The 20,869-nt window shown below is 57.2% G+C and carries 23 protein-coding genes; 8 read left to right on the top strand and 15 right to left on the bottom strand.

The window, feature by feature from the left end; all coding sequences use genetic code 11:
* Both ubiD and rho read right to left on the bottom strand, forming a co-directional pair.
* Entirely contained in the window at window positions 1-1,488 is a 1,488-nt protein-coding gene (gene ubiD, locus ACN0RL_RS09145; protein ID WP_417515935.1) for a 4-hydroxy-3-polyprenylbenzoate decarboxylase, read from the bottom strand.
* A gap of 256 nt (window positions 1,489-1,744) precedes the next feature.
* The gene (gene rho, locus ACN0RL_RS09140; RefSeq protein ID WP_417515933.1) at window positions 1,745-3,007 is read right to left on the bottom strand and encodes a transcription termination factor Rho; all 1,263 of its coding nucleotides are present in this window, start codon (window positions 3,005-3,007) and stop codon (window positions 1,745-1,747) included.
* 363 nt (window positions 3,008-3,370) lie between these two features.
* On the opposite strand from rho, the gene moaB reads away from it, so the two are divergent.
* From moaB to ACN0RL_RS09120, 4 genes are read left to right on the top strand one after another with little or no spacing between them, the layout of a single operon-like run.
* Window positions 3,371-3,943, top strand: coding sequence for a molybdenum cofactor biosynthesis protein B (gene moaB / locus ACN0RL_RS09135; protein WP_417515931.1), 573 nt, complete (start codon window positions 3,371-3,373; stop codon window positions 3,941-3,943).
* A 23-nt stretch (window positions 3,944-3,966) separates the two neighbouring features.
* The gene (gene glp / locus ACN0RL_RS09130) at window positions 3,967-5,178 is read left to right on the top strand and encodes a gephyrin-like molybdotransferase Glp (RefSeq protein WP_417515929.1); all 1,212 of its coding nucleotides are present in this window, start codon (window positions 3,967-3,969) and stop codon (window positions 5,176-5,178) included.
* A 1-nt stretch (window position 5,179) separates the two neighbouring features.
* On the top strand, window positions 5,180-5,440 hold the full coding sequence (gene moaD, locus ACN0RL_RS09125; RefSeq protein WP_417515927.1) for a molybdopterin converting factor subunit 1: 261 nt from the start codon (window positions 5,180-5,182) through the stop codon (window positions 5,438-5,440).
* 1 nt (window position 5,441) lies between these two features.
* Complete coding sequence (locus tag ACN0RL_RS09120) at window positions 5,442-5,891, top strand: molybdenum cofactor biosynthesis protein MoaE (RefSeq protein ID WP_417515925.1); 450 nt, start codon at window positions 5,442-5,444, stop codon at window positions 5,889-5,891.
* 12 nt (window positions 5,892-5,903) lie between these two features.
* Here the strand turns inward: ACN0RL_RS09120 and ACN0RL_RS09115 are convergent, their stop codons facing one another.
* The 9 genes from ACN0RL_RS09115 to ACN0RL_RS09075 all read right to left on the bottom strand — a co-directional run bounded on the left by ACN0RL_RS09115 (window position 5,904) and on the right by ACN0RL_RS09075 (window position 13,377).
* Window positions 5,904-6,143, bottom strand: a complete 240-nt coding sequence (locus tag ACN0RL_RS09115; protein ID WP_417515923.1) for a sulfurtransferase TusA family protein — start codon at window positions 6,141-6,143, stop codon at window positions 5,904-5,906.
* Entirely contained in the window at window positions 6,136-6,264 is a 129-nt protein-coding gene (locus ACN0RL_RS09110; protein WP_417516106.1) for a hypothetical protein, read from the bottom strand. The genes ACN0RL_RS09115 and ACN0RL_RS09110 overlap by 8 nt, the downstream gene beginning before the upstream one ends.
* Window positions 6,261-7,433 carry a formate dehydrogenase subunit gamma gene (locus ACN0RL_RS09105; protein WP_417515921.1) on the bottom strand — a complete coding sequence of 391 codons (1,173 nt, stop codon included), beginning with the start codon at window positions 7,431-7,433 and terminating at the stop codon, window positions 6,261-6,263. The genes ACN0RL_RS09110 and ACN0RL_RS09105 overlap by 4 nt, the downstream gene beginning before the upstream one ends.
* Before the next feature lie 84 nt (window positions 7,434-7,517).
* Window positions 7,518-8,126 (bottom strand): formate dehydrogenase FDH3 subunit beta, encoded by a 609-nt coding sequence (gene fdh3B, locus ACN0RL_RS09100; RefSeq protein ID WP_417515919.1) that lies wholly within the window; start codon window positions 8,124-8,126, stop codon window positions 7,518-7,520.
* A gap of 15 nt (window positions 8,127-8,141) precedes the next feature.
* Window positions 8,142-11,027: a molybdopterin-dependent oxidoreductase gene (locus ACN0RL_RS09095; RefSeq protein WP_417515917.1), complete on the bottom strand. Its 2,886-nt coding sequence runs from the start codon at window positions 11,025-11,027 to the stop codon at window positions 8,142-8,144.
* Window positions 11,028-11,117: 90 nt separating this feature from the next.
* On the bottom strand, window positions 11,118-11,309 hold the full coding sequence (locus tag ACN0RL_RS09090) for a twin-arginine translocation signal domain-containing protein (protein WP_417515915.1): 192 nt from the start codon (window positions 11,307-11,309) through the stop codon (window positions 11,118-11,120).
* Between the two features lie 41 nt (window positions 11,310-11,350).
* Window positions 11,351-11,962 (bottom strand): TorD/DmsD family molecular chaperone, encoded by a 612-nt coding sequence (locus tag ACN0RL_RS09085; protein ID WP_417515913.1) that lies wholly within the window; start codon window positions 11,960-11,962, stop codon window positions 11,351-11,353.
* 108 nt (window positions 11,963-12,070) lie between these two features.
* Entirely contained in the window at window positions 12,071-12,799 is a 729-nt protein-coding gene (locus tag ACN0RL_RS09080) for a DUF3306 domain-containing protein (RefSeq protein ID WP_417515911.1), read from the bottom strand.
* The gene (locus tag ACN0RL_RS09075) at window positions 12,799-13,377 is read right to left on the bottom strand and encodes a DUF3305 domain-containing protein (RefSeq protein ID WP_417515909.1); all 579 of its coding nucleotides are present in this window, start codon (window positions 13,375-13,377) and stop codon (window positions 12,799-12,801) included. The genes ACN0RL_RS09080 and ACN0RL_RS09075 overlap by 1 nt, the downstream gene beginning before the upstream one ends.
* A 145-nt stretch (window positions 13,378-13,522) precedes the next feature.
* Between ACN0RL_RS09075 and ACN0RL_RS09070 the strand changes: the two genes are divergently transcribed.
* Genes ACN0RL_RS09070 through ACN0RL_RS09055 form a run of 4 tightly spaced genes read left to right on the top strand, consistent with a single transcriptional unit; the run spans window position 13,523 to window position 17,626 of the window.
* A complete protein-coding gene (locus tag ACN0RL_RS09070; protein ID WP_417515907.1) occupies window positions 13,523-15,502 on the top strand; it encodes a 4Fe-4S binding protein in 1,980 nt (659 codons plus the stop codon).
* Window positions 15,503-15,551: 49 nt separating this feature from the next.
* Window positions 15,552-16,400, top strand: a complete 849-nt coding sequence (locus ACN0RL_RS09065; protein WP_417515905.1) for an Mrp/NBP35 family ATP-binding protein — start codon at window positions 15,552-15,554, stop codon at window positions 16,398-16,400.
* Between the two features lie 48 nt (window positions 16,401-16,448).
* Complete coding sequence (locus tag ACN0RL_RS09060) at window positions 16,449-17,153, top strand: biotin/lipoate--protein ligase family protein (RefSeq protein WP_417515903.1); 705 nt, start codon at window positions 16,449-16,451, stop codon at window positions 17,151-17,153.
* Window positions 17,150-17,626 (top strand): DUF6505 family protein, encoded by a 477-nt coding sequence (locus ACN0RL_RS09055; protein ID WP_417515901.1) that lies wholly within the window; start codon window positions 17,150-17,152, stop codon window positions 17,624-17,626. The genes ACN0RL_RS09060 and ACN0RL_RS09055 overlap by 4 nt, the downstream gene beginning before the upstream one ends.
* A gap of 12 nt (window positions 17,627-17,638) precedes the next feature.
* Here ACN0RL_RS09055 and ACN0RL_RS09050 read toward each other — a convergent pair whose 3' ends face one another.
* Genes ACN0RL_RS09050 through ACN0RL_RS09035 form a run of 4 tightly spaced genes read right to left on the bottom strand, consistent with a single transcriptional unit; the run spans window position 17,639 to window position 20,820 of the window.
* Window positions 17,639-18,886: a molybdopterin-binding protein gene (locus tag ACN0RL_RS09050; RefSeq protein ID WP_417515899.1), complete on the bottom strand. Its 1,248-nt coding sequence runs from the start codon at window positions 18,884-18,886 to the stop codon at window positions 17,639-17,641.
* Window positions 18,883-19,374: a molybdopterin-guanine dinucleotide biosynthesis protein B gene (mobB, locus tag ACN0RL_RS09045; RefSeq protein ID WP_417515897.1), complete on the bottom strand. Its 492-nt coding sequence runs from the start codon at window positions 19,372-19,374 to the stop codon at window positions 18,883-18,885. The genes ACN0RL_RS09050 and mobB overlap by 4 nt, the downstream gene beginning before the upstream one ends.
* On the bottom strand, window positions 19,371-19,958 hold the full coding sequence (gene mobA, locus ACN0RL_RS09040; RefSeq protein ID WP_417515895.1) for a molybdenum cofactor guanylyltransferase MobA: 588 nt from the start codon (window positions 19,956-19,958) through the stop codon (window positions 19,371-19,373). Before mobA ends, mobB begins: the two co-directional genes overlap by 4 nt.
* Window positions 19,951-20,820, bottom strand: coding sequence for a formate dehydrogenase accessory sulfurtransferase FdhD (locus ACN0RL_RS09035; protein ID WP_417515893.1), 870 nt, complete (start codon window positions 20,818-20,820; stop codon window positions 19,951-19,953). The genes mobA and ACN0RL_RS09035 overlap by 8 nt, the downstream gene beginning before the upstream one ends.
* Window positions 20,821-20,869: the final 49 nt, after the last annotated feature.

Here is a 20,869-nt window from a genome sequence, read left to right as displayed (position 1 = left end):
TCAGTCGGGGCGAGCGGACGAAGTTTCAATCCCCAGGCTATCCCAGAGCTCATCTACCCGCTGCTTCACCTCGTCGGTCATGGCAATGGGTTCGCCCCACTCCCTGCTTGTCTCACCCGGCCATTTATTGGTTGCGTCCATTCCCATTTTGGAGCCCAGACCAGATACAGGCGAAGCAAAATCCAGATAATCAATAGGCGTGTTCTCAACCAGCATGGTGTCACGGACAGGATCCATCCGGGTCGTAATGGCCCAGATCACATCTTCCCAGCTGCGGGCATTCACATCGTCATCGGTAACAATCACAAACTTGGTGTACATGAACTGACGCAGGAAAGACCATACGCCCATCATTACCCGCTTGGCGTGGCCGGGGTACTGCTTTTTCATGGTCACCACTGCAAGACGATACGAGCAGCCCTCTGGCGGCAGGTAAAAATCTACGATTTCAGGGAACTGCTTCTGCAGAATCGGGATAAAAACTTCGTTCAGCGCCACACCAAGAATGGCCGGCTCATCGGGCGGCCTGCCGGTGTAGGTGCTGTGATAAATCGGATCTTTGCGGTGGGTGACCCGCTCAACAGTGAACACCGGAAATTCGTCTACTTCGTTGTAGTAACCGGTGTGATCTCCGAACGGGCCTTCGGGCGCGAGATCGTCGGGGTAAATAAAGCCTTCCAGAACAATCTCGGCACTGGCCGGCACCTGCAGATCACTGAGACCACATTGCACCAACTCGGTGCGACTACCCCGGAGCAAGCCTGCAAAGGCATACTCGGAAAGCGAATCAGGAACCGGCGTTACGGCACCCAGAATGGTGGCAGGGTCTGCGCCCAATGCTACGGCTACCGGATAGGGTTTGCCGGGATTCGCTTTCTGAAATTCCTGAAAATCCAGCGCTCCGCCGCGATGGCTCAGCCAGCGCATGATCAGCCGGTTACGGCCAATCACCTGCTGTCGGTAGATTCCCAGGTTCTGGCGTTCCTTATGGGGCCCGCGGGTAATGACCAGCGGCCAGGTCACAAGCGGCCCTGCATCTCCAGGCCAGCAGTGCTGTACAGGTATCTGGTAAAGATCGACCTGGTCTTTTTCGATCACCACTTCCTGGCAGGGAGCAGACCTGAGCACTTTCGGACTCATGCGCATCACTTGCCGGAGTAGCGGCAGCTTTTCGATAGCGTCTTTGAAGCCTTTGGGGGGATCCGGCTCTTTGAGATAGGCCAGCAACTTACCAATGTCCCGGAGTGCGGTTACGTTTTCCTGCCCCATGCCCAATGCGACCCTTCTGGTAGTTCCGAAGAGGTTGGCGAGAACGGGCATGTCGTAGCCTTTGGGGTTTTCAAACAACAACGCAGGTCCACCTGCCCGCAGCGTGCGGTCGCAGATTTCAGTCATTTCCAGATGGGGGTCTACTTCCACTGAGATGCGCTTCAGCTCGCCCAGTTTCTCCAACTGGTCAATGAAGTCCCGCAGGTCGTTGTATTTCATGTTTTGCTCCGGTTAGCTCCGGCTATGTACGTGGATTCGGACAGATTGGTTCTGGCTGGATACCAAAACAAGATGAGGGGCGATTGCAAAAATGCGCGCACAAAATTAGATCAGCAGTGCCGGGGAGACCTTCCCCGGACCGTGCATTGCCAGGGATGGCAATGCCGAGCCCCCAGGGATGGGTTTACGGCGTGTCCGGGGAAGGTCTCCCCGGTACTGCCCGCCCCATAAACCCTGAGGCGCCAAGACTCTAGCTCTAGCGACGCTTCATAGACTGGAAGAACTCGTCGTTGGTCTTGGTATCTTTCAGCTTGTCCAGCAAGAACTCGATGGCCGCAGTGTCGTCGTCCATGGAGTGCAGAAGCTTGCGCAGGATCCAGACGCGCTGGATATCCGCCTCGCTCATCAGCAGGTCTTCGCGACGCGTACCGGAGCTGCGGATGTTAATTGCCGGATAGGTACGCTTCTCGGCAATCTTACGATCCAGGTGAATTTCCATGTTGCCTGTACCCTTGAACTCCTCGTAGATCACTTCGTCCATTTTGGAACCTGTGTTCACCAGAGCCGTTGCAAGAATTGTCAGGCTGCCACCTTCTTCTACATTACGGGCGGCACCAAAGAAGCGCTTGGGTTTCTCCAGAGCGTGGGCATCCACACCACCGGTCAATACTTTACCGGAGGACGGAATAACCGTGTTGTAGGCTCGAGCCAGACGGGTGATGGAATCCAGCAGGATAACCACGTCTTTTTTGTGCTCAACCAGGCGCTTGGCCTTTTCGATCACCATTTCGGCAACCTGAACGTGACGCGCAGGTGGCTCATCAAAGGTAGAAGCAATTACTTCGCCGCGCACGGTGCGCTGCATTTCAGTCACTTCTTCCGGACGCTCGTCAATCAGCAGCACAATGATGTGGCATTCAGGGTGATTGCGAGCGATAGACTGGGCAATGCTCTGCATCAACAGAGTTTTACCGGCCTTGGGTGGCGATACAATCAAACCACGTTGACCTTTACCGATAGGGGCAACCAGGTCCAACACGCGGGATGACAGGTCCTCAGTGCTACCGTTACCGGTTTCCAGCTGCATGCGCTCATCAGGGAACAGCGGCGTAAGGTTTTCAAACAGGATTTTGTTACGGGCGTTATCCGGTTTGTCGAAGTTGATCTCGCTGACTTTCAACAGGGCAAAGTAACGCTCGCCGTCTTTGGGCGGGCGGATCTTGCCGGCAACGGTATCGCCGGTGCGCAGGTTGAAGCGGCGGATCTGACTGGGAGAGACATAAATGTCGTCCGGCCCGGCCAGGTAGGAGGCGTCCGCGGAGCGGAGGAAGCCGAAACCATCCTGCAGAATCTCCAGCACGCCATCGCCATAAATGTCTTCGCCGCTTTTGGCATGCTTCTTCAATATAGTGAAGATAACATCCTGTTTACGCGAACGTGCCAGGTTATCGAGGCCCATTTCTTGCGCGATATCGAGCAATTCGGGCATGGAGTTCTGCTTGAGTTCAGTAAGATTCATAGGTTATTAGATTTTCAGGAATGGAATTAAACGGAAGTTGGAATGACAGGGGTGCCTTGAACATATCAGTTAATTAGTTGTTGAAACAGGTGCTGGCCGGGTGACGCAACCGGTGTAGAAAAAATCCGGATAAAATACTGAAGCCAGTAGAGTGGGCACAACCGTTTGCAAGGCAGGAACGATAATCTGCTACCTTACCCGCTAATGTCAAGTCCAGCGGCCAAATAAACGTCAATCTTGCGCCCGAAAGCCCATAAGCAAGGCCCCGCGCCTCCCCCTGATGGGTTACTCCCTTCCATTAACTGCCACTGAAAGGGATACTAGTAGCCAAAATTTCCCCTGTGATTTTCGGAGCACCTTCCCATGAGCACTGAACCCACGAACGACCTCAAACCACTTAATATCGCGATTCTTACGGTCTCCGATACCCGCGGCCTTGATGAGGATTCCTCAGGCCAGTTTCTTGAAGATAGTGTGGTGGAGGCCGGTCATCAGCTTATCTCACGGCGCATCCTGCCGGATGACGTTTATCTGGTTCGCGCAGCGATGTCGTTATGGATCGCGGATCAGGATATTCATGTGATCATCATTACGGGTGGTACCGGCTTCAGCGAGCGCGACAGCACACCGGAAGCAGTTGCACCGCTGCTGGACAAGAACATTGAAGGTTTTGGCGAAGAGTTCAGGCGCCTCTCCGCTTTGGAAATTGGCAGCTCTACCATTCAGTCCAGAGCCTTTGGCGGCCTTGCCAACCATACCGCAATTTTCTGTCTACCGGGTTCCACGGGAGCATGCCGCACAGGCTGGAACGGCATTCTGAACACGCAACTGGACAGTCGCCACGGCCCCTGTAATTTCTCGGCTCTGGTTGGCCGCAAGCCGGAGCGGGCGGTCGAGCGTCTGCAACAGGTCATTGGAAAGCGCGCCACACGTTAATTCTGAACACGGAGACAACCACCATGACAGCCAATCTGACGCCGGTCGAAGAAGCCATTGCTCATATACTGGGCAAGGCTCCGGTGATTACGGCAACCGAATTCCTGCCGCTAACCGAAAGCTTCGGCCGAATTTTGGCGCAGGACTATCAGACGCCCGCGGATGTGCCTCCGGCTGACAATAGTGCGGTGGATGGCTATGCCCTGCGCGCCGAAGATTATGCACCCGGCCGGGCGCTGCCGGTATCTGACCGGATCCCCGCAGGCTCGGCTCCGAGCCCGCTGAAGCCCGGGACCGCTGCCCGCATTTTTACCGGCTCGGAAGTTCCGGCAGGGGCAGACACTGTCATTATGCAGGAGCGGGTTGAGACTACTGACGACGGCATTCTGATCAATGCTGATGTAAAAACAGATCAGAATATCCGCCGGCGCGGCCAGGATCTGGCGAAAGGCAGTCTGGCCCTGGGAAAAGGTACGAAAATCCGTGCCCAGGAAATGGGGCTTCTGGCTTCAATAGGTGTGGCTGAAGTTGCCGTGGTGAAAAAACTGCGAGTTGCGATTCTGTCGACCGGTGATGAGCTGGTCGACCCGGGCACTCCGCTGGGGCCGGGTCAGATTTATAACACCAACCGTTTCACCCTGCTTGGCCTGGCGTCCGATGTAGGTTGCGAGGTCGTGCTTTGTGAGACGTTACGGGACACCCGGGATGTGACCCGGGAAACACTCGAGCGCGCCGCGTCGCAGGCGGACCTTGTCATCACCAGCGGGGGGGTTTCCGTGGGTGAGGAAGATCATGTGCGGGCGGTGTTGGAAGAATCCGGAGAGCTGTCGCTCTGGCGCCTGGCGATCAAACCCGGCAAGCCCCTGGCGTTCGGTTCAATCAAAGGCACACCGGTACTGGGTCTGCCTGGCAACCCGGCTACGGTGCTGGTCACATTTCTGATTGTAGGCATGCCATACATACGCACCTGCCAGGGCCGTTTGAGGATTCACCCTGTGGGCCAGCAGGTACCCGCCGCCTTTAACGTCACATCACCTTCTATACGCAGGGAGTTTGTCCGTGCACGCATTGAATCTGTTGAAGGCAAGACGGAAATCAATGCATACCCGAACCAGAGTTCCGGTGTGCTGAGCTCTGCCTGCTGGGCCGATGGCCTGGCCGTGGTTCCGGAAAACACATTGGTTGCTGAAGGTGATCTGCTAACTTACTACCCCTTTACCGAGTTATTAAGTTGATATGACTGACCAGACCATTACCGTTCGTTTTTTTGCCCGTCTCCGGGAGGAGTTGGATACTGAGCAACTCACGTTGCCGGCAGACAGGGATCAGACCGCCGGCGATCTTCTTGCAGCGCTGGCGAGCCGCGGCGGCCCCTGGGCTCAACTACAAGGCAGCCAGCCGGTGATGATTGCGATCAATCAGGCGATGGCGAAACCCGGCACACCGTTGAAGGCTGGTGACGAAGTGGCTTTTTTCCCGCCAGTAACAGGGGGCTGACATGATCAGTATCCAGACTGAAGATTTTGATTCAGGCGCTGAGTATACGGCTCTGCGAGACAGTGGTGCAGGCACGGGCGCCATTGCTACGTTTACAGGCCTGGTGCGCGATAGCGGCGATACGCAGGATGTATCGGGGTTGTTTCTTGAGCATTACCCGGGAATGACAGAAGAGGTGATTGCGGGCCTTATCGACGAAGCATCACGGCGCTGGGACGTTCGCAAGGCGCGGGTGATTCATCGGGTAGGCAAACTGTTGCTGCAGGAGCAAATTGTTTTTGTAGGTGTTTGCAGTTCCCATCGAGGGGATGCATTCGCGGCTTGCGAATTCATTATGGATGCTTTGAAGACATCTGCGCCCTTCTGGAAGAAGGAGCTTTCCGAAAGCGGAGAGCATTGGGTCGAGCAAAAAGCCTCTGACGTCGCCCGCGGAGAAGCCTGGGACAAGTAGCAACAACTTCCGTTATGCCAGACAGATGCAATAGCGGAGGACGCCTGCCTCCTCTTCCCTGACCCATTCAATCCTGTGGCCGGTTATTTTGCACAGCGCCTGCATGTCCCTGCGATTGGTCGGGTCATCGGCCAGAAATTCGACCTTGGTGCCGCTGGGCAAGCCTTGCGTGCGCTTTTTGAATCGCAAAATGGGGAGAGGACACACCAAACCGATCGCATCGATCTGGTGTGCTTGTGGTTGATCAGTCAAGGCGCACGCTCATGTCGCTGCTTCCCTGCTCAGCCGATGACCACCCGAACTGATTCAGAGCCAGCGGGGCGGCGGAGGCAATCAGCAGGGATACGACAAATGCTGAAATCATAACCTTCACGACAACTCTCCTTTACCCTGCTTGGCCTCAACCTCAGCGACCCACAGATCGTGGTGCTGACGCGCCCATTCCACATCAACCTGCCCGTTACCCATAGCATCGAACGCACCTTCCATACCGACGGTGCCAATATAGATGTGGGCAATAATGGCCAGCATCATTACGAAAGCCACGATCGAGTGCCAGATATTGGCGTACTGCATCTCTTCGTGGGGTGTCAGTACCGTAGCAAAGTCTGTTCCGAGGACACTGTTTATGATGCTAAAGGTCTCGGCAAACATGGGCATTTGAAACGGAAACAACAGAGACAGGCCGGAAAGAGCGACCGAGAAGCCCAACACCATAACGGTCCAGAAAACGATTTTCTGCCCGGCGTTGAATTTTTTTGCAGAAGGATGGGATTTGGTAAAAATACCGCCGCCCGCCTTGAGCCATTGCCAATCCAGCTTGTCAGGAATGTTATGCGCCACCCACATAACAAACGTCATCACCAGACCGAGCATAAAGGACCAGGAAATGTTGTTGTGAACCCACTTGGAGCCTGCTGCCAGAGTCGCAAAGGCGTCAGGCCCCATCACGGGGATCAGGAAACTCCGCCCCATCAGGGTAATGAGCCCGGTTATACCCAGCGCAATAAACGAACCGGCCAACAGCCAGTGACCAAACCGTTCGATGGCTTTGAATCGTTGGATCGTGGTGCCTGAAGGGCCGCCATCGATCATGATTTTGCCGCGAATGAGGTAAAACACCACCAGCAGGGCGATGAAAGCCAGAAGCGCGCCACCACCATAGGTGATGATCGGCCCCTCGCGCAGCTTATACCAGGTCATTCCTCCGTCCTGGATCAAAACGTCGGCAGCCGGACTTCTAGACTGCGTGGTGGCATCGAATTCGTTGTAGCGGATAGAACGGTAGGTATCGGCATCAGAAACACCGCCCCGCGTCCCTAGCTCATTGGTGATGGCTGCTGCATTAGCAGGATCACCCAGGTTTTCCGAACGAAACGACTCGTCAAGCTTCAGCTGCTGCTGACGAGCCATAATGTCTTGCAGGGTCTGAGCCCCACCGGTTGCGGTTCGATCAACCGGTGGCGCATCTTGCGCCCAGACAGGGTTTAACAGCAGCGTCGCCATGACAAACATGGCGGCACCCAAAAGTTTTATATTCATCAGAAGGCTCCAGCGGATACTGCAAGAAGGGGTGTTTGCCTGAATCACTTCCGGGGCCTAAGGCCCCGGAAGTATCGAGCGAACTTACGCGCCCTTCTTCTCGTAAGCTGTGCCCCATCCCCAGGCGCCAGAGCCAAAACCACGGCTCACAACACGCTGGCGATAGATGTCCGCCACCTCGTTGCCGTCACCGGCCAACAGGGCTTTGGTCGAGCACATTTCCGCGCACAGAGGCAACTTACCCTCGGCAATACGGTTGCTGCCGTATTTAGCGAACTCGGCTGCGGAGTTGTCTTCTTCGGGGCCGCCTGCACAAAAGGTGCATTTGTCCATCTTGCCCCGGCTGCCAAAATTACCCGCTTGCGGGAATTGCGGCGCGCCGAAGGGGCAGGCGTAGAAGCAGTATCCACAACCGATACACAAGTCCTTGGAGTGCAACACAATGCCGTCTTCAGTCTGGTAGAAGCAGTCCACCGGGCAAACGGCCATGCATGGCGCGTCTGAACAGTGCATGCAAGCTACCGAGATCGAACGCTCGCCTGGCTTACCATCTTCGATGGTCACCACGCGGCGGCGGTTGATACCCCAGGGAACTTCGTTTTCATTCTTACAGGCCGTCACGCAGGCATTGCATTCGATGCAGCGTTCGGCGTCGCAAAGGAATTTTGCGCGTGCTTGTCCATTAAGTGACATGGTCTACACCTCTTGTTAGGCCGGCATGATCGAACACAGGGTGGCTTTGGTCTCTTGCATTTGCGTGACCGAGTCGTACCCGTATGTTTGAACAACGTTTGCAGATTCACCCAGTACGTAGGGATCAGCGCCTTTGGGGTACTTATCCCGCAGCGACTTACCCTCAAGGTGCCCACCGAAGTGATAAGGCATGAAGGCGACGCCCTCACCTACCCGCTCGGTTACCATAGCCATCACTTTGATACGCCCGCCTTCCGGCCCGGACACCCAAACGTCCTTGCCATCGCGGATGTTCAGGTTGTTGGCATCCCGCGGGTTTATCTCGATGAACATATCCTGCTGCAACTCCGCCAGCCAGGGGTTAGACCGGGACTCGTCACCGCCACCTTCGTATTCCACCAGGCGTCCGGAGGTCAGAATGATGGGGAAGTCCTTGCTGAAATCCTTCTTCTGGATGGACTCATACAGCGTTGGTACACGCCAGAAGGTCTTGTCCTCGTAGGTCGGATAATCTGCCACCAGATCCCGACGCGTGGTGTACAGCGGCTCGCGATGGACCGGCACGGGGTCGGGGAAGTTCCAGACCACGGTTCGCGCTTTGGCGTTGCCAAACGGCGCGCACTCGTGCTTGATGGCCACGCGCTGGATACCGCCGGACAGGTCGGTCTTCCAGTTGGTCGAAGCGCCCGCCACCGCATCAATGCTGGCACGCTCTTCCGCCGTCAAGTCACCGTCCCAACCCAGGTCCATCAGCATTTGCATGGTGAATTCGGGGTAGCCGTCCTTGATGTCCGAGTTCTTCGAGTAAACACCTTCAGCCAACAGGTTTTCACCGTTACGCTCAACCCCGAACCGGGCGCGGAAGGTGAGACCACCTTCAGATACCGGCAGAGACAGATCGTACAGGTTCGGTGTTCCCGGATGGTTCATCTCAGCGGTACCCCAGCAAGGCCAGGGCATACCGTACACATCGCCATCACAAGGGCCGCCGTTGGCACGGAGCGTGGTGCGGTCGAAGTGGTGCTGATACTTCATGTGCTTCTTCATTCGCTCGGGAGACTGGCCGGTATAACCAATGGTCCACATGCCCCGGTTGAATTCCCGCGTCAGGTCTTCAATCACCGGCTCGTCGCCCTCAACGGCGATGTTGCGGAACATACGATCAGAGAACCCGAACTTGTCCGAAAACAGTTTGATGATCTCGTGATCCACCTTGGAGTCGAACAGCGGCTCAATCACTTTTTCGCGCCACTGCAGAGAGCGGTTCGAGGCGGTTACAGAACCCCGGGTTTCATACTGGGTGGTGGAGGGCAGCAGATAAGCGCCGTCTTTGCGATCGTGCAGCACTGCAGACACCGTTGGGTACGGATCCACAACCACCAGCAAATCCAGCTTTTCCATCGCTTCTTTCATTTCAAGCATACGGGTCTGGGAGTTGGGGGCGTGGCCCCAAAGCACCATGGCCCGCGTGTTATCCGGCTGCTCCAGGTTTTCCTTGGCTTCCAGAACGCCGTCAATCCAGCGCGATACCGGAATGCCTTTTTCGTTCATCATCGCTTTGGATTTGCCGTTTTTGTCCCACACGGCAAAGCGGCTCTTCAGCCAATCGGAGTCTTCTTCCCAAACCCTCGCCCAGTGGCCCCAGGCCCCCGCGCTCAAGCCGTAATAGCCGGGCAGAGTGTCCGCCAGCACGCCCAGATCGGTTGCGCCCTGTACGTTATCGTGACCGCGGAAAATATTGGTACCGCCGCCCGCTACGCCCATGTTGCCCAGTGCCAGCTGCAGAATGCAGTAGGCCCGAGTGTTGTTGTTGCCGTTGGAGTGCTGGGTACCACCCATACACCAGATCACCGTGCCCGGGCGGTTATTGGCCAGGGTGCGGGCGACGCGCTCAAGCTGAGCGCCCGGCGTACCCGTGACCCGCTCGACTTCTTCCGGGTTCCAGCGTTTTACTTCTTCACGGATTTCATCCATGCCCCAAACGCGGGTGCGGATGAACTCTCTGTCTTCCCACTTGTTCTCGAAAATGTGCCAGAGCAGGCCCCACACCAGCGCTACGTCAGTGCCGGGACGGAAGCGCACATATTCATCGGCGTGCGCCGCCGTGCGGGTAAAGCGCGGATCACACACAATCAAGGGGGCGTTGTTTTCTTCCTTGGCCTTGAGCACGTGCAGCAGCGACACCGGGTGCGCCTCTGCGGGGTTGCCGCCAATGATGAAAATAGCCTTCGACTTGTGGATGTCGTTGTAGGAGTTGGTCATGGCTCCGTAGCCCCAGGTATTGGCTACGCCGGCGACCGTGGTGGAGTGACAGATACGTGCCTGGTGGTCAACGTTGTTGGTGCCCCAGTAGGCCGCGAATTTGCGGTACAGATACGCCTGCTCGTTGTTGAACTTGGCGCTGCCAAGCCAGTACACCGAATCAGGGCCGCTTTCTTCGCGGATCTGCAGCATTTTATCGCCAATTTCATTGATGGCCTGATCCCAGGGAATCTTCTGCCACTGGCCGTTGACCATTTTCATGGGCGACTTGAGACGACGCTCGCCATGAGCGTGCTCGCGGACCGCTGCACCTTTGGCACAGTGGGCGCCCAAGTTGAACGGACTGTCCCAACCCGGTTCCTGACCCGTCCAAACGCCGTTCTGAACTTCGGCTTCGACGGTGCAACCTACCGAGCAGTGCGTACACACGGATTTTTTCCGGACGACTTCACCGCCACCGGCCGTAGGGGGTGCAGCTTCAACCCGCCCCGGCGACAGCGACAAAGCCGCCATTCCACCCACTGCCACACCAGACGCTGCCAGGAACTGGCGACGGTCGAGCGTTTTGGCAGCGAGAGATGAAAGCAAGGAGCCTGCACGGGGGCCTTTCGCAACCCCGTTGGTCTTCTTCCTTAACATGTCTCTTACCTCTCTCTATTATTATTCCCGTTTTCTCGGAGGTGTGAATCATTCATGGGCATCACGCAACCGTGAACGATTCACGCATCCTCAAAAGCGAGCCGATTCGAAATACTTACGCGTGTGTTCCGTATCACGCAGGCCGCTGCTTTTCGGTGCGTCTTGTGAGACGACTTCTGCTGCGGCGTTCGGTGCAACCGTCATTGCAACAGCAGCCGGAGCTGCCGCTGCCGCCAGTTTCAAAAACCGGCGACGGCTGTTTTCACGCTTCGGGTTGTCCATTGGACACCTCCCTATGGGTTAAAGAGCGTTTAAGGCTCCGGTTATTGAAGAGCGAAAGCATCGGCTTCTATCGTCATGAAAGCTCGACCCAGCGAGCCCACAGGACCATAAAAAACGGCACTTTGCGCCTCTTCCAAATCTTTGAAAAACAAGCCTGCCCACTTCGCTAAATGGGCATCAAAAAATGCTCTCTGCGACGGCAAATCACTGTCGCAGGGGAACTCACCGGTAATGATGCCCGCCATGATCTCGCACAAGGTACCAATATGATCTTCCGGCTCTTTCACATCGCTGCGAGCCCGAATGCCCCGAGCCATCAAATCTGTGCGCAGTTGAGCCAGGGGCTTCTCGTTTAAAAATCCGGTGAGGTAATAGCTAGTATAGGGCAGCAGTTCACCGCGCCCCACACCGACAAAAAGATTGTTGTACTCGCGCTCGGCGTCAAAAGGATTGGTGCGTTCTGCCAGCGCAGCCACATTTTTGGAAGCCGCACCCAGAGGACTATCGTCACCCTGCAGGCACGCCAAACCGCTCAGCAATTCGCTTGAAGGCGGGTTTGACAGCAACATACCCAGCAGCTGGTAGATTTGCGCCCTGGCGCGGTCTTCTTCAGCAACCGCACGTGGGCAGAGCGTATCCGCGGTGTCGTTCAAATCGAAGTCCTTTAATTTTTATTGAATGTCAGACTCTGTATTCTAGTACACATAATTCAATAATAGACACGGTTTGCGACTATTGGTTCATTACCGTTACCTGCGCCATTAATCCTCAAAGTACATTCTCGGCCGATAACGCGGCGCTTGATCCTCATCCGGTTGATTTTGTTCTTTTTCTGGATGCTGCACTTTTTCGCTGTCTAAACGCTCCAAGCTCTCCAGGCTCTCAGCCTTTTTCACTTGATTGGCCCTGGCGGCCTGCTCCCGGGCAGACTGTGCTGCGAGGGCGTCCGCCGGATCGGGAGGCCGCACCTTATCGATGCTGGCGTCGGGCGCTGTTTGCGCAACCCTTTCATCGCCCGTCAATTCTTCAAGCTGCTGATCCACTTTTTTGGTCTTGTCGATGAGGCCCTGCCCGACTTTGTAGATCGTTTTAGCGCCTTTGACCGTCAGGCCCGCGTCGGTAAAATCTTCGTCGTAATCGTTAAGACCATCCAGAACCGCGAGTACGGGATTGGACCTCCACAGCGCTCTCAATGCTTTTCGGCGCAGCAGCTCGGGAATTTCTTTGCCCATAAAACCGGTGATGTCTGTACCCAGCTCTATGGCATCCGGGTTCGGCAGGCCATATTTCGCCAGCACCTCATGTTCTGGCAGGCTCTCGTTAACGGCAAGCTCCTGAACCTCGGGCGACAGGTCGTTTTGCTCAGCAGGCGCCGATGGAGGTACCGGCTCTGAAGGTGTTGACCTTGAAGACGCCTGCTTGGAAGACGTTTGTTTTTGCGCGGCCTCGGCTTTTTGACGCGACCAACGCTGCCAACGGGATTCAGCCATTATTGCAGCCTCGGTTTTTTGATAGCGCCCGGCGAGCGGTAAACATCGCTCTCCTGACGGATGCGGGGGTCGCCTTTGGCATCTTCAACGCCGTCTGTGCGAATTTCGGTGCGACGGCGTTTTTTGAAAGGCACTTCTATATAATGCTTATCCACAAACTCTTTGATCCAGGCTGCCAGTGACTCCGGAATAGGCACGGCCTCCACAATACTTTCGCCGCTGTCGAGGGAGTCCAGCGCCTCATGGGCACTGGCGGTTATGGTGCTCACGACCCAGCCGGAAGGCGACTGGCTCGATACGTCTTTGTCCATCACGATCCAAATCGAAGGCGACGCCATATTCAGGGAGACCAGATAACCCTCAACATCCGCACGAAACAACTCCATGGTGACGGTACCTGCATGGTAGTCCACCACTTCCCCGTCCCGCACCAGTTCTTTCCAGAAAGCCTGGGGCGCGCCCGGTATGACCGCCACCGGTGTCCAGATATCTTTGGCCCATCGTGTGACTCCGGCGGTGCGGCGAACAACGGCACCGACTTCCAGCTCGCGTCTCCAATCTTCTGTCCGATTGCTCATGACGATTCTCGTTCTTGTAATATGGCCTCAAAATAGCAGGGCCACTCCGATTATCCAACTGTGCAAACGTATATGGCTATGGCATTCTCGGGGGATAAATACGATGAGAGCAGTTTAAAAAAACAACGAAAGGGTCAAACCTCTGATGACGGCCAAAAAAACACTGCTTTTATGCAGCTGTGACAAAACCCAGACGTTCAACTCAAAGGCGCTGCAGCAAGCCGCTGACGCCGAGCAGGTGGTCGTTGTCGATCAGCTGTGTGGCACAGACATAGGCGTAGCCGCCGAACACCTGGGCGCCAGCAATCAGGTGCTTATTGCCTGCGCGCAGCAGTCGGCCTTGTTCGAGCGCCTGTCTGAGGACGTATTGGCCGAAACCGGCCATGCCGCGCCCCTGCAAACTCTCGACATCCGCGATCGGGCGGGCTGGAGCAGCGCCAAAGCCAAACCCGAACGCCAGCATGCCAAGCAGGCCGCGCTGATGGCTGCCGCGCAACTGCCCGCACCCACGGCGCCGACCAAGTCCATTGTGTCCAACGGCATCTGCTGCATTGTCGGCCCCACCGAACAGGCCGTCAGGATGGCCGAACTGGTGCAGGACGAACTGGGCGTAACCTGTATTGTGAACGATGCCGGCCCCATTCAACTGCCGTCTGCCGCCTACGATGTCGCCAAAGGCAAGTTAACGAGCGCCTATGGCGCACTGGGTAACTTCAAACTGGAGTTTGCCAATCTGCAAACCCTGCACCCGGCCGGACGTGGCGAGCTGGGTTACGGCACGGCCAAGGTGACCGCCCGCAGCGAGTGCGATGTGTTTATCGACCTGCGCGGTGGCGCACCTGCGTTCCCGAGCCATGAAAAACGCAACGGTTATTTCTGGGCCGATCCGAAAAAAGCCGGCGAGCTTGAACGCATTGCTTTAACCGCTCGGGAGCGGGTGGGCGAGTTTGAGAAAACCGTCTACTTCAAACTGGAAGAATCCCTGTGTGCCCACTCACGGGCCAGTAAACCCGGCTGCACCCGCTGCCTGGATGTCTGTTGCACCGAGGCTATTTCCTCCGCCGGGGACTTCATACAGATTGATTCAGACATTTGCGCCGGTTGCGGCACCTGCGTTGCCGTCTGCCCCACCTCGGCCATTACCATGAACGAAACCTCGTTCGAAGCCATTACCAAGGTGGCCGAAGTGATGGCCAAGGTGTATCGGGAGCACACCCACGAATCCCCGCGCCTGGTCTTTCATTCTCTGACCAAGGGCACAGAAGACATTGCTAATCTGGCGCGCTATGACGACGGGCTGGCCGACGACTTACTGCCCATCGCGCTGGAGCACATCGACCGAATTGGTCACGCCGAGATCATGGCGGCTTTTGGCGCCGGTTACGCCGAAGTGCTGCTTCTGGCTGACACCGAACTGGACCGCCGTACCCTGGCATCGGAAGTGGAGCTGGCCCAGGCACTGGTCGCAGGTACCCGCAACTCGCCCAGCCGCGTCCGTGTAGTATCTGCTATTGAGCTGTGCGAGCCTGGTGAAAACGCAGGCCGGGTCAGCGAGCCAGTGCTGCTGGTCGGCGGTCGCCGGGATATTACGCGCGTCACCGTGGCGGCCATGTCCGACTCCGTTGATACGCCGATTCCTCTGCCCGCGGGTGCACCTTACGGCGCCATCAACATTGATTCCGACAAATGCACCCTGTGCCTGGCCTGCGTGTCTTTGTGCCCGACCGGCGCCCTGGGCGACCACCCGGACCGCCCGGAAGTCCAGTTCACGGAAAACGCCTGCGTCCAGTGCGGCATTTGCGAAAGCACCTGTCCGGAAACCGCCATCAATCTGGTGCCGCAGCTGGACGTGTCCAAGGCCGCGCTGAGCACCCGAACCTTGCACGCAGAGGAGCCTTTTGAGTGCATCAAATGCGGCGTGCCTTTTGGCGTGGCCAGCACCATTAACCGCATTGTTGAAAAGCTGGAAAACCAACACTGGATGTATAAAAACTCTGATAACCTCCAGCTCATCAAAATGTGTGACGATTGCCGGGTTAAATCCCAGTTCCACGGGGAAACGGCCCCCATGGCGGGCGGTATTCGGCCCAAAATCCGCACCAGTGATGACTATTTAGATAGCTAAGATTCTAGACAGTTAAGATTCTGGACAGCTAAAAACAACAGGACACACCATGGTTGAGTACACCGAAGTTGGCAAAAAACCGAACCTGATTGGCACGGATGCGCCCAGACCCCAGGATAAGAATCCTCGGGGCGTAGATCGCATTATTGCTATTGCCTCGGGCAAGGGCGGTGTTGGCAAGTCGACCGTCTCCTCGAATCTTGCGGTGGCGCTGGCCTCAAAAGGTCTCAAAGTCGGCCTGCTGGATGCAGACGTTTACGGCCCCAGCCAGCCGCGCATGCTGGGGGTGTCGGGCCGCCCGTCAAGCCCGGACGGCAGCACCATACTGCCCCTGAGAAACCATGGCGTCACCCTTATGTCGTTGGGGCTGATGACCCAGGAAGACGAAGCTATTGTCTGGCGCGGCCCCATGTTGATGGGCGCCCTGCAGCAGATGATGAATCAGGTGGAGTGGGGCCGGCTTGATGTGCTGCTGGTGGATCTGCCACCGGGCACCGGCGACGTGCAAATGACCCTGAGCCAGAAGTTCTTCGTGGCCGGCGCCGTTGTGGTGTCCACGCCTCAGGACATCGCCCTGATGGACGCTCGTAAAGGTATCGACATGTTCAAACGCATGGAAGTGCCGCTTTTTGGCCTGATCGAAAACATGGCCTCGTTTGTGTGCGACGGCTGCGGCAAAGAGCACCACCCGTTCGGGCACGGCGGCGCGAGGGCAGAAGCAGAAAAACTGGGCGCACCGTTTTTGGGCGAGATTCCGCTGGACCTGGATATTCGCATCGGATCAGACGGCGGCGTGCCAATTGTGGTTTCTAAACCCGAGAGCCCCCAGGCGCAGGCTTTCCAGCGCATCGCCGATGAACTGGTAGCCTCTGACTTATACGCCAAAGCCATTCAATAGCCTTTTTATAACTGCCCAGAGCCACCCAATAACCGCCAGAGCCCGCCCATGATACACACACCCCAGTTCCCGCCCTTATTGACCGGTGAAGTGGTGTCAAAACACACCGACCCTTTCGACAAAGCGGTCAGTAAAGCCATCGCGGGCGTTGATTCCGGTACGGTGTTTTACTCAGAGGCCGATGACGTCTTACAGGCCGCGCTGGTCTTAGCGCCGGAAACGCCCCTGGAACTTGCTATTCAGGCCGTCTACGTGGCTCAAATCGGGCTGGCCGAAAGTCTGGGCGCGCTGGCGCCACCGGAAGTGCCCGTGTTTTTTCAATGGCCGGATCGAATCAAGGTTAATGGCGCCTTGTGTGGCAGCGTTCGGTTTGCCTCCGACGTGTCAGACCCCGACGTGTGCCCTAACTGGCTGGTGATTGGTATTCATGTGCCGTTCATTCCCAAAGGCGACGAGCCCGGAGAGAACCCGGATGAAACCTGCCTGTATGACGAAGGTTGCACTGACATCACACCCATGGCGCTGCTGGAAAGCTGGTCCAAGCACACGCTGCTGTGGCTGACGTATTTCATGGACGAGGGCTTTGACCGGATCCACAACCAGTGGCGGCCGCGCTGCGATACGATGGGCAAGCAGATTGAGCGGCCGCGACCCGGTTTATTTGTGGGCCTGGATGAAAAAGGCCGAATGCTGTTGCGTCAGGATGTGATGACCGAAACCTTGAGCTTAATTGAATTTGCGGAGCGCGTATGAAACTGGCCCGAACCCTTCAGTTGGACATATCCGACCAAAACGTTTTCGAGAACCCCGCACCCAGCGGCGAATGGGCGATTTCAGGCGGCTTTGAGTATTCGAACTGGACTGAGGCCAACCTCAAGGGCAAAGCCAGGCAGGCGTTCAGCAACGGCTGGTACAGCATTGAGTCTGGCGGCCGGGCCAGCTTTGTCGGCGTGAGCAAAATCACCGACGCGGAATTGGAGCAGATACGCCGCACGCTGGCGCAAACCTTTGTTGACCATTACGGGGCGCCGGATATCGACGCCGCCTACCCCGTGGCGTGCGAAGAAATCGACCAGATGCGCACCATGTGCGAGGACTTTGACGAGAACACCCTGCTTATGGTCAGCCGCACGCTGTCGGAACTGGGCGTTGAAGAAACCTACCGCTCCCAGGCACCGCAAGACGCGGCCTTGGAAGCCTTTGCGGTGCACGGCAGCGTCGACTGATCACAGCCCGAATCAGAGCCCGAAGCTGCCATAGGGAATAAAGCGCACCGGCATGCCGGGCTCGATTTCCATGGCGCTTTCGTCCAGCTCCACCAACCCTTCGGACCAGGCCAGGCCGGTCACACGGCCGGAGCCTTCGGAGCCGAACACCTCAACTTGCCCATCCCGAACCCGAGCTCGCAGCATTTCACTGCGCCCGCGCTTTTTGTTTTTGGAGAAATTGGCTGGCACCCAGTAGCCCTGCGGCTCAAACCATTCACCACCTGCCAGCAGCGCCATGGCCGGCGCGCCAAACCGCAATGCGCACACCCAGGCTGCCACCGGGTTGCCGGGCAAACCCACCACCGGCGTGCCCTGATACACAGCCAGCGCCAAAGGCCTTCCAGGTTTGATGGCAATGCGCCAGTTGCTGATCTCTCCGTGCTTTTTCAAAGCTTCCGAGACCCGATCTTCATCACCGGCCGACACACCGCCGCTGGTCAAAATCAAATCGCACTCTTGTGCGCCCCGCGCAAGCGCCGCATTGACTTCGTCCGGGCGATCCAGCACGTGGCCAAGATCCACCAGTTCATAGCCCAGCTGCGTCACCATGGCGCTGAGCATGGGGCGGTTGGCGTCGTAAATTTGCCAATCGGTGACCGGCGCACCCACGGGTTTGACCTCATCGCCTGTGGAGAGCACGCCCACGCGCAAACGCTCATACACATCGACAGACTCAACGCCCACGCTGGCCAGCACCGAGATCTGTGTTGGCGTCAGCCGAGTACCTGCAACAAGAATAAGATCTTGCGCCTTGATGTCTTCACCCGCCTGGCGAGCGTTGGCCCCGGCTTTCAAGGTGCCGTTCAGGTGTAGCTGGCCGCCTTCAATCTCGCAGTCTTCTTCGAGCACCACCGTATCCGTGCCGTTTGGAATCACCGCGCCGGTCAGAATGCGGATGGCCTGACCCCTGGGCACTTCGCCCAGATAGGGCTCTCCGGCGGCGCTGCGACCGTCCACCAAAGGCAGCACGCTGGGCACCTCGGTAATAGGTCCGGCGAAGGCATAACCATCCACCGCCGAGTTTGCGCTGGGTGGATGGGCTCGGGGGGCCCGAACATCCTGCGCCAGAATGCGGCCGTTCACCTCAGCCAAAGGCACCGAACGCTGCACCTCCACTACAGGGTGAAGGCGCGCGCGCAAGCGCTCCAGCGCCTCCTCAACCGGCGTCCAATTCACCCCGGGAGGAAGCGCAAAACAGTCGTTGCGAAGCTTGGTCATAGCGATGGGGTATCCAATATAAAGTCTGCGATGGCAGACACCTGGTTTATGTCAAACACCGGGCCCTGAAAATCCACATCGTAGTCTGTGGCAACGGCGATGATGCTCGCATCGTCCTTGAACAGCGGCGTGCCCGCACTCTCAAGACGGCGCGCCTCGATTTTACGATGTGAGTGAGTCTTGAAGCCTTCCACAATCACCCAGTCACAGGGGCCGAGACGCTCCAGCAGTTCATCCAGGCTGGGCTCTGGTGCGCCCTGCAGTTCGTGCATGATGGCAAAACGCTGACCGCCTGCAAGAATCACCTCGCGGGCACCGGCATCGCGATGGGTGTAACTGTCGGTTCCGGGCTGATCCACGTCCACCCCGTGATGGGCGTGTTTGATCGAGTTGACCGTCAGGCCCCTGCCGGTCAACTCGCGTATCAGCGCGCTGGCCAAGGTGGTTTTGCCGGAGTTTTTCCAGCCTACAATGCCGATCACGTTCACTTGAGATGCTGCTCCGCCCAGGCCAGGTCTTCCGGCGTATTGATGTTGAAAAAGTCGCCTTCGTTGAACACCACCAGGGTTTCCCCCTGCGCCATGGTCCACTGGCGAATCTTGCGCACACCCTCGTTCAAGGCGGCGCGAAGGTCGTGGCGCAAGGCCACCTGCCAGCGGCCAAAGGTGGGCTGTGGAAGTCGGCCGCGCTCCGGGTCTGGCGTAGCCGCCAGCACCACCGGGGTATCATAACCGGCCAGACGCTCAGCCAGATCCAGCGGGAAAAACGGCGTATCGGCCGCCACGCTGATCAACCACTCATGGCCCTGCTCGGCGGCCCAATCCATGCCCGCCAAAATGCCCGCCAGCGGCCCTGCAAAGCCCTCAATGGAATCGGCAACGACCGGTAGCCCCAGATCGTCAAAGCGGCTCAGATCGCCGTTGGCGTTCAAAATAACCGGGGAAACCTGCGGCGTTATCCGCTCGATCACCCGATGAATGAGCGACTGGTCGCCCAGCATCAGGCGGCCTTTATCGCCTCCCCCCATTCGGTTTGCCTGACCACCGGCCAGAATAACGGCGCAATCAGTCATGCTTTGCCCCTTTTCGCCGCACTTTCTTGTCTTCATCCGGCACCTGCGACAAGTCCTGATCGAACACCAGCCGATGCTGACCGCTCAGGCAAGTGAATTTTTTGCCTCGCATCCGCCCGATCAGTGTCAGCCCGACCTGACGAGCAATATCAACACCCCAGGCAGTAAAGCCTGACCGGCTGATCAGCGTCGGAATACCCATTAACGAGGTTTTAATGACCATTTCGGAGGTCAGGCGCCCAGTGGTATAAAGAACTTTGTCGGCCGCCGAAATGCCTTTGAGGTGCATCCAGCCTGCGATTTTGTCGACAGCGTTGTGACGCCCGACATCTTCCATATAGGCCAGGATCTGTCGGCCCTGACACAGGGCCGTGCCATGGATGGCGCCGGTTTCCATATACAGGCTGGGCGTGTGGTTGATCTGATAGGAGAGATCGTAAAAGGAGCTGGTGTGCACAGGGGTATCTGGCAGCGACAGCCCTTCGAGCCCCGCCATCATATCGCCAAAGACAGTGCCCACCGCGCAGCCCGAGGTGCGGGTCTTTTTTTCCAGCTTGGCTTCAACGTCGGTAACGCCCGCCGTGCGCACAACGGCAACTTCCAGTTCTTCGTCAAAATCGATGCCGGTGACCTGATCGCTGGCTTTCAGCATGCCCTGATTCAGCAGAAAGCCGAGGGCCAGATACTCCGGATGATCGCCAATAGTCATGGCCGTCACAATCTCCTGACTGTTCAGGTAGATCGTCAGGGGGCGCTCTTCAATCACGCTGATGGATTTTTGCTGGCCGTTTTCGTCTATACCCTCAACGGCACGGGACAAGCGGGGGTCTTCAGGATCGGGAAGTATAAGATCAATTGTCATGATGAAAATGGCCGCCCTGACGGCGGCCCCTGGTGGAATATCTGGAGGA

Origin of the sequence: Marinobacter sp., assembly GCF_048259445.1 — a bacterium.
GTDB lineage: Bacteria > Pseudomonadota > Gammaproteobacteria > Pseudomonadales > Oleiphilaceae > Marinobacter.
The sequence above is the reverse complement of the archived record's forward strand: the minus strand, read 5'-3'. Positions and strand labels throughout refer to the sequence as shown.

What these genes read in the sequence shown, in the direction of transcription:
- ubiD (WP_417515935.1), bottom strand. Translation starts at nt 1,488, where the DNA reads ATGAAATACAACGACCTGCGGGACTTCATTGACCAGTTGGAGAAACTG.
- rho (WP_417515933.1), bottom strand. Translation starts at nt 3,007, where the DNA reads ATGAATCTTACTGAACTCAAGCAGAACTCCATGCCCGAATTGCTCGAT.
- moaB (WP_417515931.1), top strand. Translation starts at nt 3,371, where the DNA reads ATGAGCACTGAACCCACGAACGACCTCAAACCACTTAATATCGCGATT.
- glp (WP_417515929.1), top strand. Translation starts at nt 3,967, where the DNA reads ATGACAGCCAATCTGACGCCGGTCGAAGAAGCCATTGCTCATATACTG.
- moaD (WP_417515927.1), top strand. Translation starts at nt 5,180, where the DNA reads ATGACTGACCAGACCATTACCGTTCGTTTTTTTGCCCGTCTCCGGGAG.
- ACN0RL_RS09120 (WP_417515925.1), top strand. Translation starts at nt 5,442, where the DNA reads ATGATCAGTATCCAGACTGAAGATTTTGATTCAGGCGCTGAGTATACG.
- ACN0RL_RS09105 (WP_417515921.1), bottom strand. Translation starts at nt 7,433, where the DNA reads ATGAATATAAAACTTTTGGGTGCCGCCATGTTTGTCATGGCGACGCTG.
- fdh3B (WP_417515919.1), bottom strand. Translation starts at nt 8,126, where the DNA reads ATGTCACTTAATGGACAAGCACGCGCAAAATTCCTTTGCGACGCCGAA.
- ACN0RL_RS09095 (WP_417515917.1), bottom strand. Translation starts at nt 11,027, where the DNA reads ATGTTAAGGAAGAAGACCAACGGGGTTGCGAAAGGCCCCCGTGCAGGC.
- ACN0RL_RS09090 (WP_417515915.1), bottom strand. Translation starts at nt 11,309, where the DNA reads ATGGACAACCCGAAGCGTGAAAACAGCCGTCGCCGGTTTTTGAAACTG.
- ACN0RL_RS09080 (WP_417515911.1), bottom strand. Translation starts at nt 12,799, where the DNA reads ATGGCTGAATCCCGTTGGCAGCGTTGGTCGCGTCAAAAAGCCGAGGCC.
- ACN0RL_RS09075 (WP_417515909.1), bottom strand. Translation starts at nt 13,377, where the DNA reads ATGAGCAATCGGACAGAAGATTGGAGACGCGAGCTGGAAGTCGGTGCC.
- ACN0RL_RS09070 (WP_417515907.1), top strand. Translation starts at nt 13,523, where the DNA reads ATGACGGCCAAAAAAACACTGCTTTTATGCAGCTGTGACAAAACCCAG.
- ACN0RL_RS09065 (WP_417515905.1), top strand. Translation starts at nt 15,552, where the DNA reads ATGGTTGAGTACACCGAAGTTGGCAAAAAACCGAACCTGATTGGCACG.
- ACN0RL_RS09060 (WP_417515903.1), top strand. Translation starts at nt 16,449, where the DNA reads ATGATACACACACCCCAGTTCCCGCCCTTATTGACCGGTGAAGTGGTG.
- ACN0RL_RS09055 (WP_417515901.1), top strand. Translation starts at nt 17,150, where the DNA reads ATGAAACTGGCCCGAACCCTTCAGTTGGACATATCCGACCAAAACGTT.
- ACN0RL_RS09050 (WP_417515899.1), bottom strand. Translation starts at nt 18,886, where the DNA reads ATGACCAAGCTTCGCAACGACTGTTTTGCGCTTCCTCCCGGGGTGAAT.
- mobA (WP_417515895.1), bottom strand. Translation starts at nt 19,958, where the DNA reads ATGACTGATTGCGCCGTTATTCTGGCCGGTGGTCAGGCAAACCGAATG.
- ACN0RL_RS09035 (WP_417515893.1), bottom strand. Translation starts at nt 20,820, where the DNA reads ATGACAATTGATCTTATACTTCCCGATCCTGAAGACCCCCGCTTGTCC.